This is a genomic window from Mycolicibacterium pulveris (assembly GCF_010725725.1).
GTDB classification, from domain to species: Bacteria; Actinomycetota; Actinomycetes; order Mycobacteriales; family Mycobacteriaceae; genus Mycobacterium; species Mycobacterium pulveris.
This window is the reverse complement of the sequence record NZ_AP022599.1, coordinates 1,657,452-1,670,792: the sequence shown is the minus strand read 5'-3', so window position 1 is coordinate 1,670,792 and position 13,341 is coordinate 1,657,452. Positions and strand designations below refer to the sequence as shown.

General features: G+C 67.0%; 13 protein-coding genes. 10 read left to right on the top strand and 3 right to left on the bottom strand.

Translation table 11 applies throughout. The annotated features are described in order from the left end of the window. Positions 1-75: 75 nt before the first annotated feature. Complete coding sequence (gene efeO, locus G6N28_RS08275) at positions 76-999, top strand: iron uptake system protein EfeO (RefSeq protein WP_163899268.1); 924 nt, start codon at positions 76-78, stop codon at positions 997-999. Further along, positions 996-2,255, top strand: a complete 1,260-nt coding sequence (locus G6N28_RS08270; RefSeq protein ID WP_163899265.1) for a Dyp-type peroxidase — start codon at positions 996-998, stop codon at positions 2,253-2,255. Before efeO ends, G6N28_RS08270 begins: the two co-directional genes overlap by 4 nt. Here G6N28_RS08270 and G6N28_RS08265 read toward each other — a convergent pair. Beyond that, on the bottom strand, positions 2,248-4,260 hold the full coding sequence (locus tag G6N28_RS08265) for a prolyl oligopeptidase family serine peptidase (protein WP_163899262.1): 2,013 nt from the start codon (positions 4,258-4,260) through the stop codon (positions 2,248-2,250). The genes G6N28_RS08270 and G6N28_RS08265 overlap by 8 nt on opposite strands. A 56-nt stretch (positions 4,261-4,316) precedes the next feature. Here G6N28_RS08265 and adh point away from each other — a divergent pair, with 56 nt between their 5' ends. The 7 genes from adh (at position 4,317) to G6N28_RS08230 (ending at position 10,273) form a co-directional block, all read left to right on the top strand. Continuing rightward, the gene (gene adh / locus G6N28_RS08260; protein WP_163899258.1) at positions 4,317-5,840 is read left to right on the top strand and encodes an aldehyde dehydrogenase; all 1,524 of its coding nucleotides are present in this window, start codon (positions 4,317-4,319) and stop codon (positions 5,838-5,840) included. A gap of 80 nt (positions 5,841-5,920) precedes the next feature. Then, positions 5,921-6,373: a DUF779 domain-containing protein gene (locus tag G6N28_RS08255; protein WP_163899255.1), complete on the top strand. Its 453-nt coding sequence runs from the start codon at positions 5,921-5,923 to the stop codon at positions 6,371-6,373. A 27-nt stretch (positions 6,374-6,400) separates the two neighbouring features. Beyond that, positions 6,401-6,679, top strand: coding sequence for a putative holin (locus G6N28_RS08250; RefSeq protein ID WP_163899252.1), 279 nt, complete (start codon positions 6,401-6,403; stop codon positions 6,677-6,679). Continuing rightward, a complete protein-coding gene (locus G6N28_RS08245; protein ID WP_128108127.1) occupies positions 6,672-7,151 on the top strand; it encodes a hypothetical protein in 480 nt (159 codons plus the stop codon). Before G6N28_RS08250 ends, G6N28_RS08245 begins: the two co-directional genes overlap by 8 nt. A 62-nt stretch (positions 7,152-7,213) precedes the next feature. After that, the gene (lpdA, locus tag G6N28_RS08240; protein ID WP_163899249.1) at positions 7,214-8,608 is read left to right on the top strand and encodes a dihydrolipoyl dehydrogenase; all 1,395 of its coding nucleotides are present in this window, start codon (positions 7,214-7,216) and stop codon (positions 8,606-8,608) included. Next, a complete protein-coding gene (locus tag G6N28_RS08235) occupies positions 8,605-8,874 on the top strand; it encodes a hypothetical protein (protein WP_128108125.1) in 270 nt (89 codons plus the stop codon). Before lpdA ends, G6N28_RS08235 begins: the two co-directional genes overlap by 4 nt. Before the next feature lie 10 nt (positions 8,875-8,884). After that, complete coding sequence (locus G6N28_RS08230) at positions 8,885-10,273, top strand: phenylacetate--CoA ligase family protein (RefSeq protein WP_163899246.1); 1,389 nt, start codon at positions 8,885-8,887, stop codon at positions 10,271-10,273. A 9-nt stretch (positions 10,274-10,282) separates the two neighbouring features. On the opposite strand, the gene G6N28_RS08225 is transcribed toward G6N28_RS08230, so the two are convergent. Both G6N28_RS08225 and ramB read right to left on the bottom strand, forming a co-directional pair. Beyond that, positions 10,283-10,834 (bottom strand): carboxymuconolactone decarboxylase family protein, encoded by a 552-nt coding sequence (locus tag G6N28_RS08225; protein WP_163899242.1) that lies wholly within the window; start codon positions 10,832-10,834, stop codon positions 10,283-10,285. Between the two features lie 10 nt (positions 10,835-10,844). After that, positions 10,845-12,260 carry an acetate metabolism transcriptional regulator RamB gene (gene ramB, locus G6N28_RS08220; RefSeq protein WP_163899239.1) on the bottom strand — a complete coding sequence of 472 codons (1,416 nt, stop codon included), beginning with the start codon at positions 12,258-12,260 and terminating at the stop codon, positions 10,845-10,847. A 100-nt stretch (positions 12,261-12,360) separates the two neighbouring features. Here ramB and G6N28_RS08215 point away from each other — a divergent pair, with 100 nt between their 5' ends. Beyond that, on the top strand, positions 12,361-13,176 hold the full coding sequence (locus tag G6N28_RS08215; RefSeq protein WP_163899236.1) for an acyl-[acyl-carrier-protein] thioesterase: 816 nt from the start codon (positions 12,361-12,363) through the stop codon (positions 13,174-13,176). Positions 13,177-13,341: the final 165 nt, after the last annotated feature.

Genomic DNA, 13,341 nt, shown 5'->3' with positions numbered 1-13,341 from the left:
CCGATTGGCTTAGGTAAACCTCAGTTAGTCTGCGCTAAGTGCTACTGTTCAGCCTCGCCAACCGAGAGGTACCAGATGAACCGCTACATCGCATGGTGCGCGCCAGTGGCAGCCGCGAGCCTCATCCTGACCGGATGCTCCGGCGACAACTCCGCGAGCACCGAGGCCACCACGACCGCCGACGCGACCACGGCGTCCGCGGCGGCAGCGGTTCCCGCTGAGGTGTTGGACAAGGCGGCCGCCGACTACAAGGCCTACGTCGCGAGCAACATCGACGAACTCCAGCGCGTCGTCAAGGTATTCACCGACGCGGTGCGCGCCGGTGACCTGCAGGCAGCCCAGGACGCCTACGCGCCGTCGCGGGCGCCGTGGGAGCGCATCGAACCGATCGCGGGCCTGGTCGAGGACATCGACCGCAAGATCGACGCCCGCGTCGACGACTTCGCGGGCGTCGACGCCCCCGAATTCACCGGCTGGCACCGCCTGGAGTACATCCTGTTCGAGCAGAACACCACCGAGGGCGCCGCCCCGTTCGCCGACCAGCTCGACTCCGACGTCGCGCAGCTCAAAGAGCAGTTCCCCGCGGTCGAGGTGAAGCCCGTCGATGTGGCCAACGGCGCCGCGGAGCTGATCGAAGAGGTGTCGGAGGGCAAGATCACCGGCGAGGAGGACCGCTACTCCAAGACCGACCTGTGGGACTTCGACGCCAACCTGCAAGGCGCCCGCGACGCCGTCGGCAAGTTGAATCCTGCGCTGGTTCAGGCCGATCCGGCGCTGCTCGGCAAGATCGACGCGGGCATCAACTCGGTGTTCGACACCATGCGACCCCTGCGCCGCGGCGACGGCTGGGTGTTGTTCTGCACCGAGAACGATCCCTACCCGTCCCCGCGCTGCACCGGGGTGACCGTCGACCCGCCGACCATCGACAAGCTCAAGGCCGAGCTCGCCGGGCTCTCCGAGAACATGTCTCAAGTCGCAGGGGCGCTGAAGCTGAAGTGACCCCGCGGCCGCGCCGGGCAGGCATCTCGCGCCGGTCCTTCGTGACCGGGGCGCTGGGCACCGGCGCGGTCGTCGGCGCGGGTGCCGGGTTGATCGGCTGCGCGCGCGACGACGGCCCTCCTGCCGCGCCCCAGCCGACGTTCGTGCCGTTCGAGGGCCCGCACCAAACCGGCATCACCGCACTGCCGGTGCCCGAGCAGGGGCTGGTGGCGTCGTTCAACGTGCTGTCCAAGGACCGCGCCGCGCTGGCGGACACGCTGGCCGCGCTCACCGACGAGATCCGTGGCCTGATGGCGGGCAAGCCGCCGCAGGTGCGCGACCCGGAATATCCGCCCGTCGACTCCGGCATCCTCGGGGACAAGCCGCCCGCTGACAACCTGTCCATCGTGGTCGGGGTCGGGGCGTCGCTGTTCGACGACCGGTTCGGACTGGCCGATCGCAAACCCAAAGAGTTGGTCACCATGGGGTTTTTGGCCAACGACCGGCTGGATCCGAAGCTGTCGCACGGGGATCTGTCGATCATCTTCGAGGCCGGCCACAACGACACCGTGCAGTTCGCGCTGCGGCAGCTGATGCGCCGCACCCGAAGCGACCTCGTGCTGCGATGGATGGTCGACGGCTACGCCCGGGGCATCGGCGCCGGCCGGGCCTCGGAAGCCACCACACCGCGTAACCTGTTGGGGTTCAAGGACGGAACATCCAACCTGGATGTGAACGACGCCGCTGTGATGGACCGGCACGTGTGGGTGGGTCCCGACGACGGGGAGCCGCAGTGGGCGGTCGGCGGGTCATACCAGGCAGTGCGCATCATCCGGATGTTCGTCGAGTTCTGGGACCGCACCCAGCTCGCCGAGCAGGAGGCGATCTTCGGACGCAACAAGATCAGCGGCGCGCCGCTGGGCATGTCCGACGAATTCGCCGACCCCGACTATCCCTCGGATCCCGACGGCAAGCGGATCCCGCTCGACGCGCACATCCGGTTGGCCAACCCGCGCACCCCGCAGACCGACGAAAACCTGATCCTGCGCCGCGGATTCAACTACTCGCGCGGCTTCGACGGGGCGGGCCGGCTCGATCAGGGGCTGGCCTTCATCGCCTACCAGCGCAGCCTGCAGAAAGGATTCCTGACCGTGCAGAGCAGGTTGAAGGGAGAACCGCTCGAGGAGTACATCCTGCCGGTCGGCGGCGGCTTCTTCTTCGTCCTGCCCGGGGTTACCGGGCCCGACCGGTTCCTCGGCGATGAGCTGGTCAGCTGAGCGTCGACCACAGGAACTCGTAGATCAACGCCGAGCGGAACGCGATCTGGGCGTTGTCGGCCGCGCCGGCGTGCCCGCCTTCGATGTTCTCGTAGTAGTGCACCGGATGGCCCGCCGCCTCGAGCGCCGCCGTCATCTTGCGGGCGTGACCCGGATGCACCCGGTCGTCGCGGGTGGAGGTGGTGATCAACACCGGCGGATAACGGCGGTCGGCGGAAATGTTCTGATACGGCGAGTATTTGGAAATGAACTCCCAGTCCGCCGGATCGTCGGGATTGCCGTACTCGGCCACCCACGACGCACCGGCCAACAGCAGATGGAATCTGCGCATGTCCAGAAGCGGGACGCTGCACACCAGCGCGCCGAACAGCTCCGGGTACTGCGTCAGCATCACGCCCATCAGCAACCCGCCGTTGCTGCCCCCCTGCGCGCCGAGCTGCTCGACCTTAGTGATGCCACGTGCCACGAGATCCCGTGCCACAGCAGCGAAATCCTGGTACACGAGGTACCTGTTCTCGCGCATCGCCTGGGTGTGCCACCTCGGGCCGTACTCACCGCCGCCGCGGATGTTGGCCAGCACGTAGGTGCCGCCGCGGGCCAACCACAGCCGGCCGAGCACGCCGCTGTAGCTCGGGGTGTTGGCGACCTCGAACCCGCCGTAACCGCTGAGCAACGTCGGTCCCGCCGCCTCGACGTGACGGTGGCCCACAACGAAATACGGGATCGCGGTGCCGTCGTCGGACTCGGCGAAGTGTTGGCTGACCACCAGGTCGGCGGCGTCGAAGAACGACGGTGCCCGTTTGATCTCGGTCAGCTCGCCGCCGGCAGGCCCGTGCAGCAGACGCGCCGGAGTGTCGAATCCACTCGAGTCGAGGAACACCTCGTCGCCGAGGTCGTCGGCGGTGACGATCACCGTGTGGGTGTTGTCGGGGATGCCCGGCACCGGCTCGGCCCGCCACGTTCCCGGCGTCACGACCTCGACGCGGCTGGCGACGTCGGCCAGCGTCAGCATCACCAGCTTGTCGCGGGTCCAGGCGTACTGGTTCAGGCAGGTGTGCTCGTCGGGCTCGAACACCACCACCAATTCCGCGGTGCCGGCGAGGAACTCGTCGTAGTCGGCCGCCAGCAGCGACCCGGCGGCGTACTGCGCCGTCGCCGTGTACCAGTCGGTGCGCAACTCGATCAGCAGCCAGTCGCGGTGCGCCGACACGGTGGCGTCGGTGGGCGCGTCGACGCGGATGAGTTCCTCGCCGCGCAACTCATAGACCTCGTCGTTGAAGAAGTCGATCGCCCGGCTGATCATGGTGCGCTCGAAACCCGGCGTGCGGTCCACCGCCGCGGCGACGATGACGTCGTCGACCGCCCCGCTGAACACCGTCTCGGCCTCGGCGAGCGGCTGACCGCGGCGCCAGCGTTTGACCAGGCGCGGATACCCGGATTCGGTCAGCGAGCCCTCGCCGAAGTCGGTGCCGACCAGGACGGTGTTCTCGTCGGCCCAGGTGATCTGCGTCTTGGCCTCCGGCAGTTCGAACCCGCCGGACACGAATTGCCGTGTCACCATGTCGAATTCACGCACCACCGCGGCGTCCGAGCCGCCGCGCGACAGCTGGACGAGGGCCAGGTGGTGGTCGGGCTCGATCACGTCGGCGCCGGCCCACACCCAGTTCTCGTCCTCGGCGGACGCGATCGCATCGACGTCGATGAGCACGTCCCACTCGGGTTCCTCGCTGCGGTAACTCTCCAGCGTCGTGCGCCGCCACAGCCCGCGCGGGTTGTCGGCGTCGCGCCAGAAGTTGTAGAGGTACTCGCCGCGACGCCGTACATACGGGATGCGGGCATCGGTGTCGAGCACCTCCAGCGCCTCGGCGCGCATCTGCTCGAAGCGTTCACCGCCGAACCTGGCGAGCGTGGGTTCGTTGTGCTTGCGCACCCAGTCCAACGCCTCGTCGCCGGTGATGTCTTCGAGCCAGAGATACGGGTCATCGGTCGCCGTCACAAGAGCCATTGTGGCGGCTCGGCGTAGTGTGAGGTCGGTTACACCGTCTGAGGAGGGAGTCGCTGATGGCCGTCTACGCTCGCCCCGGTTCGGCGGACGCACTGATGGCGTACGAGCCGCGCTACGAGAACTTCATCGGTGGCCAATGGGAGCCACCCGTCTCCGGTGACTACTTCGAGAACCCGACGCCGGTGACCGGTCAGCCGTTCTGCGAGGTCGCGCGGTCTACCGAAGCCGATATCGACAAGGCGCTCGACGCCGCCCACGCGGCCGCGCCGCAATGGGGTAAGACCGCGCCCGCCGAACGCGCCGACATCCTCAACAAGGTCGCCGACCGCATCGAGGCCAACCTCGAGTCGATCGCGCTGGCCGAGTCGTGGGACAACGGCAAACCCATCCGCGAGACTCTCAACGCCGACATCCCGCTGGCCGTCGACCACTTCCGCTACTTTGCGGGCGCCATCCGCGCCCAGGAGGGCTCGCTGAGCCAGATCGACGACGACACCGTCGCCTACCACTTCCACGAACCGCTCGGTGTCGTCGGCCAGATCATCCCGTGGAACTTCCCGATCCTGATGGCCACCTGGAAGCTGGCGCCCGCGCTGGCGGCGGGCAACGCCGTCGTCCTCAAACCCGCCGAGCAGACCCCGGCGTCGATCATGTACCTGATGTCGTTGATCGGCGACCTGCTGCCCGCCGGAGTTGTCAACGTGGTCAACGGGTTTGGATTCGAGGCGGGCAAACCGCTGGCGTCCAGTAACCGGATCGCCAAGATCGCGTTCACCGGGGAGACCACCACGGGCCGGCTGATCATGCAGTACGCGTCGCAGAACCTGATCCCGGTCACCCTGGAGCTCGGCGGCAAGAGCCCGAACATCTTCTTCTCCGACGTGCTGGCGGCCGCCGACGACTACCAGGACAAGGCGCTGGAGGGTTTCACGATGTTCGCGCTGAACCAGGGCGAGGTGTGCACATGCCCGTCGCGCTCGCTGATCCAGGCCGACATCTACGACGAGTTCCTCGAGCTGGCCGCGATCCGCACCAAGGCGGTGCGCCAGGGCGACCCGCTGGACACCGAGACCATGATCGGCTCGCAGGCCTCCAACGACCAGCTCGAGAAGGTGCTGTCCTACATCGACATCGGCAAGTCCGAGGGCGCCAAGGTCGTCACCGGCGGCGAGCGCGCCGAGCTGGGCGGCGACCTGTGCGGCGGCTACTACGTGCAGCCGACCATCTTCGAGGGCACCAACAACATGCGGATCTTCCAGGAGGAGATCTTCGGTCCGGTCGTGGCGGTCACGTCGTTCTCCGATTACGACGACGCGATCGCCATCGCCAACGACACCCTCTACGGGCTCGGCGCGGGGGTGTGGTCGCGCAACGGCAACACCTCCTATCGGGCGGGCCGCGACATCAAGGCCGGCCGGGTGTGGACCAACTGCTATCACGCCTACCCGGCGCACGCGGCGTTCGGCGGGTACAAGCAGTCCGGCATCGGCCGCGAGAACCACAAGATGATGCTCGACCACTACCAGCAGACCAAAAATCTGCTGGTGTCCTACAGCGACAAGGCGCAGGGGTTCTTCTGACCTCCCGATCGGCGCGAACGTTCCGTACCGCTCGAATTTCCGCCGAAAATTCGAGCGGTACGGAACGTTCGGCGGAGGGCGTGGGGGTGCCGCCGCGGGCGCTGATCACCGCGGCCGCCGCCGACCTGCTGGCCAGGCTGCAGGCCAGACACGGGCCGCTGATGTTTCACCAGTCCGGCGGCTGTTGCGACGGCTCCTCGCCGATGTGCTACCCCGACGGCGAGTTCCTCGTCGGCGACCGCGACATCCTGCTCGGAATCCTCGATGTCGGGAACGGCGTGCCGGTGTGGATCTCGGGCCCGCAGTTCGAGGCGTGGAAACACACTCAGCTGGTGATCGACGTCGTGCCCGGGCGCGGCGGCGGGTTCAGCGTCGAGGCCCCCGAAGGCATGCGGTTCCTGTCTCGCGGCCGGGCGTTCACCGACGCGGAGAACACGCTGCTGGCCGAGCAGACGCCGGTCACCGGCGCGGATTTCGCCAGGGGCGTGCGCCCGACACCGACGCCGCCGCTGGGGCGTGGCTCAAAGGTCTGACGGCCGTTCGGCGTTAACCTCGAAAGCGTGATACCGCTGCCGCGCCCATGGCTGCTGACCAGCGCGATGCTGGTCGGGGCAGCGGTCGGCGTGATCACCGGAATCGCCGCGATGGTGCTGGTCACCGCCACGGTCCGGCCCGACATCGTCATCGCGCTGGTGGTCGGCGTGCCCAGCGCGGTCGGGATGCTGACGATGCTGCTGTCGGGTCGACGCTGGGTCACCACCGTCGGGGCGTTCGTGCTGGCCATCGCTCCCGGCTGGTTCGGGACATTGGTCGCGATGCAGGTGGTGCACGGTGCCTGACACCGCGGGCCCCGAGGTCCTCGCCGGCGAGCCGACCGAGCCCTACACGCCGCTGTTCACCGGCGAAGTGCCCGTTTCGGCCCCGGCCGACCAGCCGCCGTCGGAGCCGTTGCCCGCCCCGGCGCACCCGCTCGTCGTCGCCGGTAGCTACCAGTTCCTCAAGCGCTGGATGTTCGTCGGGGTGGTGGCGTGCGTGTGGATCGTGGCGGGCGCGGCCGGGTGGGGCATGTACTACTGGTGGTTCCAGTCGATCGACAAGACGCCGCCGGTGTTCGTCGTGCTGGTGTTCGTGATGGTCTGCACCGTCGCGGGCCTAATCATGGCGATGGTTCCGGACCGGCCCGTGATCTCGGCACTGGCGATCGCGGTGATGTCGGCCCCGCTGGCGGCGACCGGCGGTGCGGCGGTGCTACACGGCCTGAAGTTCTGCGAATACGCCAGCCGCTGCTTCGGTGGCCTGATCCCGTACTGACGCGGGCTTCATAGATTCGCGCCCGGCCCATGGCCGCTGGTCTTGGCACTAGGGTGATGAACGTGACTCACTATGACGTCGTTGTTCTCGGAGCCGGTCCCGGCGGATACGTCGCGGCCATTCGCGCCGCCCAACTCGGGCTGAACACCGCAGTCGTCGAACCCAAGTACTGGGGCGGCGTATGCCTCAACGTCGGCTGCATCCCATCGAAGGCGCTGCTGCGCAACGCGGAGATCGCCCACATCGTCACCAAGGACGCCAAGCTGTTCGGCATCAGCGGCGAGCCGACCATGGACTACGGGGTGGCCTTCGACCGCAGCCGCAAGGTCGCCGACGGTCGCGTCTCCGGCGTGCACTTCCTGATGAAGAAGAACAAGATCACCGAGATCCACGGGTACGGGAAGTTCAAGGACCCCAACACTCTCGAGGTCGACCTAAACGAGGGCGGCACCGAGACGGTCACCTTCGACAACGCGATCATCGCCACCGGCAGCAGCACCAAGCTGGTGCCCGGCACGTCGCTGTCGGAAAACGTCGTCACCTACGAAGAACTCATCATGACGCGCGAGCTGCCGTCGTCGATCGTCATCGCGGGCGCGGGCGCCATCGGCATGGAGTTCGGTTACCTGCTGCGCAACTTCGGGGTCGACGTCACCGTCGTCGAGTTCCTGCCGCGCGCGCTGCCCAACGAGGACGCCGAAGTCTCCAAGGAGATCGAGAAGCAGTTCAAGAAGCTGGGCGTGAAGATCCTCACCGGCACCAAGGTGGAGTCCATCAGCGATGACGGCTCGACGGTGACCGTCCAGGTGAGCAAGGACGGCAACTCCGATGAGCTCAAGGCCGACAAAGTGTTGCAGGCCATCGGTTTTGCCCCCAACGTCGAGGGCTACGGACTCGACGCGGCGGGCGTGCAGCTCACCGACCGCAAGGCGATCGGCGTCGACGACTACATGCGCACCAACGTGCCGCACATCTACGCGATCGGCGACGTCACCGCGCTGCTGCAGCTGGCGCACGTCGCTGAGGCGCAAGGCGTGGTGGCAGCCGAAACCATCGCGGGCGCAGAGACTTTGGCGCTCGGTGACTACCGGATGATGCCCAGGGCGACGTTCTGTCAGCCGCAGGTCGCCAGCTTCGGGCTCACCGAGGAGCAGGCCCGCGACGAGGGCTACGACGTCAAGGTCGCCAAGTTCCCGCTCACCGCCAACGCCAAGGCCCACGGGCTCGGCGATCCCAGCGGGTTCGTCAAGCTGATCGCCGACGGTAAGTACGGTGAGCTGCTCGGCGGTCACCTGATCGGCCACGACGTCTCCGAACTGCTGCCGGAGCTGACCCTGGCGCAGAAGTGGGACCTGACCGTCAACGAGCTGGCCCGCAACGTGCACACCCACCCGACGCTGTCCGAGGCGTTGCAGGAGTGCTTCCACGGGCTGGCCGGCCACATGATCAACTTTTGAGAGCGATCTGGGTCGCCGGCATCGGCGGACTGCTGGTCGGCCATGTGCTGTGGCTGGCCGGGATCTCGCTGGCCACCGCGACCAGCACGGTCAGCAGCTGGGTGTTGGTGGTCGCCGCGCTGTCGTTCGTCCTCGGCGCGGTATGTGGAGTGCTGGGCTGGCGTGCGTACCAACGCAAGTCGGAGGTGCTGGCGGCGTTTCTGTGCGCGCTGCCGATCTCGCCGGTGCTGTTCTCGCTGGTCGTTCTCGGCGTGACCTACCTGTAGCCTGCGACGGGTGAGCGTCCGGACCGATGTAAGCGCTGCCTGCGATTGCCGGCGCGCCGCGCGGGAAGGGCAGGCAGGCATCGTCGGACGTCAACGTCGTCGTCTGCGGGAGCTCGTCGACTACGCGCGCGCCGGCTCGCCTCTGCTTGCCGAACGCTACCGCGATGTGCCCGAGCATTTTTCCGGCGTCGATCAACTCCCGGTCATCACCAAGGGTGAGCTGATGGCGGACTTCGACGACTGGGTCACCGACCGGGCGGTGCGCCGTGACCGGGTCGAGACGTTCATCGCCGACCCGAGCCTGATCGGGTCCGACTTCTTGGGCCGCTACATCGTGTGTACGACCTCGGGCGCCACCGGAACGCCGGCGATTCTGCTGCACGACCATGGCGCGCTGGCCGTCTACAACGCCCTGGGCTACGTCCGCAGCGTGTCCACGGCGCTGTTGTCGCTACCCACCCTGTGGGCGCTGGCTCGAGGGAAGGGCCGGATGGCCGCGGTGTTCGTCACTGACGGGCATTACCTGGCGAACACCATGATCGCCCGCAGGCACCGCATGCTGCCGTGGCGTGCGAGATCGCAGCGGCTGTTCTCGGCGCTGGCGCCGTTGAGCACCCTGGTTGCCGAACTCAACGACTTCCAACCGGTGCTGCTGAGCGGCTATCCCAGCGTGCTGCAGGTCTTGGCGCAGGAACAGGCCGCCGGCCGCCTGCACCTGCGGCCGATACTGGTCAGCGCGGCCGGTGAAACGCTTACCAGCACTGTGCGCCAACAGATTTCAGCGGCATTCGGATGTCGGGTCGGAAACTATTACGGCGCGTCGGAAGCGCCCGGGTTGACCAACGAGTGCGCCCATCAGCGATTGCACGTCAACACCGACTGGTACATCGTCGAACCAGTCGATGCGAACCATCAGCCGACGCCGCCGGGGCGGGTATCCGACGACGTGCTGGTGACTAACCTGGCCAACCGCATCCAGCCCGTCATCCGGTATCCGCTCGGGGACCGCGTCACCATGCGGTCGGCGGCCTGTCCCTGCGGTAGCCCGTTTCCGGAGATCGACGTACGTGGGCGAACCGGTGATGTGCTGAGGTTCACCGGTGCTGCGGGTCGCGTCGTCGACGTATCCGGGCTGGCCATCGCGACGGTCGCCGAGCAGACGCCCGGGATGGCACGGTGTCAGCTGGTGCAGACAGGTCCGGCGAGGCTCGTCGTTCGCCTGACGGTGCAGCCGACAGCAACCAGGGGGGAGGTCGAGGACCGGGTCCGGGCGCGCTTGCGGGACCATCTCGCGGGGCTGGGTGCGAGCCCGGTGGACGTCCAGGTGGCCGCCGAGCCGCCGCGGGTGCACCCGCGCAGCGGCAAATTCCGCCAGGTCTACTCGGAGGTGAAGCCCTGATCGACGGGCTTAATCCGGGAAGTCCAGCGGCACTTTGAGTGTGGTTATAGTCGCGGCCAGCCCGTCGTATTGCGCTGCCAGCATGCAGAATTCGATCAGCTGCTGCTTGGTCAGGTGGCGGGCGAGCGTCGCCCATGTCTCAGGAGACACGCCGCGGGTGACGACGAACTCGTCGGTGGCGGTGATCAGCGCGCGTTGCCGGTCGGTCAGGCCCTCGGCGTCGGGGCCCTCGAAGATCTTGGCCTGCAGCTCCGGGCCCAACCCGCGGGTGCGCGCCAACCGGCGATGCTGCTGCAGCTCGTACTCGCAGTTGCGCAGATGACCGACGCGCAGGATGACGGTCTCGGCGTCCTTCACCGGCAGCTTTGACAGCGCTCCCAACAGCATTGCGCTGTACGGCGCCCAGGCGAGGAACAGAAGCCGGTGCTGGCCGAGCACATCGACGAGGCTGAATCTCGGTGCCCGGATCGCTCGCGCGCCGAGCTTGGCGATGACCCAGTTGAGCGGGCCGAGTTCCTTGAATCCGCCGGGCGCGATGCGCGCGGGCTCGATTGCACTCACCAAATTGAGTCTAGGGCTGCTTCACCAGGTAGGGCGACACGGTGCTGCGGTGCTCGTCGAGGTCGAGCGCGCGACCCAGCGCGGGGAAGGCGCGTTGCGGGCAGTTGTCCCGCTCGCAGACCCGGCAGCCGGCGCCGATCGGCGTGGCGTTGTCCCCGGACAGGTCCAGCCCCTCGGAATAGACGAGCCGGTGCGCATGGCGCAGTTCGCAGCCGAGCCCGATGGCGAAGGTCTTGCTGGGCTGGCCGTAGCGCCGGGCGCGGCGCTCGACGGTGCGGGCCACCCACATGTAGTTGCGTCCGTCGGGCATCTGGGCGATCTGCACCATGATCTTGCCCGGATAGGCGAACGTCTCGTAGACGTTCCACAGCGGGCACGTCCCGCCGCTGGCGGAGAAGTGAAAGCCGGTGGCCGACTGGCGTTTCGACATGTTCCCGGCGCGGTCCACCCGCACGAACGACAGCGGCACGCCGCGCATCGACGGCCGTTGCAGCGTCGAGAGCCGGTGCGAGATGGTCTCGTAGGACACGGAATAGTGCGCCGAGAGCCGTTCCACGTCATAGCGGAAGTTCTCGGCGGTCTCGTGAAAGTGCCGGTAGGGCAACACCGTTGCGGCGGCGAAATAGTTGGCCAGCCCGAGCCGGGCCAGGATCGCGGACTCCTCGCTGGTGAACTTGCCCTCCTCGACCAGCGTGTCGATCAGGTCGCCGTACTCGAGGTAGGCCAGTTCGGTGGCCATCTTGAACACCGTCTGACCCGAGGACAGGTGATTGCTGATCTGCAGCGTCCTGGTGTCCGGATCGAATCGGTGCAGCACCGTGTCACCGAGATCGCTGCGCTGCACGATGTGCACGCCGTGCACCATCGTGAGCCGGTCGGCCAGCTGGCGCCGCAACTCCGCGCGGTGCATGCCCATGCAGATGGTGAAATCCTCTGCGGCGGTGTCCAGTTCGTGAAGGTAGTTCTGCCGCTCGTAGAAGTAGTCGCGGACTTCCTCGTGCGGCATGGTGATCGAGCCGCTACCGCTGCCGTCGGAGTATCGGTCTTCGGTGGCGGCCGCCAGCTGGGTGGTGGTCAACCGGTAGCGGCGGTACAGGTTCACCATCGCGCGGGCCAGCGCCGGATGGGAGTTGACCATGTCGGCCACCTCGGCGAGGTCGACGTCGACGTCCACGTCGCGGTCGATGGTGACCTCGCGGAGTTCGGCCACCAACCGGGTGTCGTCCTCGGATGCGAAGAATGTCGCGTCCACCCCGAACACGTCGGTGATCCGTAGCAGCACGGCCACGGTCAGCGGGCGCACGTCGTGCTCGATCTGGTTGAGATAGCTCGGCGAGATCTCCAGCATCTGCGCGAGCGCGGCCTGGCTCAGTCCGCGTTCGGTCCGGAGCTGACGGACCCGCGAACCGACGAATGTCTTGGCCACGTCACCCACCTTAACCTCGCTGTGAAGGCCGCCTTCGCATCGTTGGCAGGGACGCGGCTGTGGGAGGATTTAGCGGTCGGGACACAGGAGAGAAACACCCATGGCGGCTAACGCAGATAACCAGGGTTTGGCGAAGGTGATGATGCCGGTGCCGGACCCGCATCCCGACGTCTTCGACAGGCAGTGGCCGCTGCGGGTCGCCGACATCGACCGCCACGGCCGGCTGCGTTTCGACGCCGCGACCCGCCACATCCAGGACATCGGCTCCGACCAGTTACGCGAGCTGGGTTACGAGGAGACGCATCCGCTCTGGATCGTGCGGCGCACGATGATCGACCTGATCAGGCCCATCGAATTCCAGGACATGCTGCGGCTGCGCCGCTGGTGTTCGGGCACGTCGAACCGGTGGTGCGAGATGCGGGTCCGCATAGACGGGCGCAAGGGCGGGCTGATGGAATCCGAGGCGTTCTGGATCAACATCAACCGGGAGACCCAGGGGCCCGCGCGCATCGCCGACGACTTCATCGAGGGCCTGCGACGGACCACCGACGTCAACCGCCTGCGCTGGAAGCCCTACCTGAAGCCGGGCAGCCGCGAGGACGCCGCACAGATCCGGGAGTATCCGGTAAGGGTCGCCGACATCGACATCTTCGACCACATGAACAACTCCGTGTACTGGACGGTGATCGAGGACTACCTGTTCTCCGCGCCCGAACTTCAGGGCAAGCCGATCCGGGTGACGATCGAACACGATGCCGCCGCCGCACTCGGCGACAAGCTGGAGATCATCTCGCACGTGCACCCGCCCGGATCGACCGATCAATTCGGTCCGGCGCTGACCGATCGCACTGTTATAACGCTCACATACGCGGTCGGCGAGGAGACCAAAGCCGTCGCCGCGATCTTCGAACTCTGACCCGACCGGATTAACAGTACGGGCGTACTGACCTGCGAAAACGTGTTACCGCTCGGTAACAACTGAACCGGTTCAGCGAAACCGTTCTTCGCAAACTTTGCAAATTTTTGCTGGACCTTCGCTGAACTTGACAATTGAAACGACTGGACCTGCGGTTATGGCGTA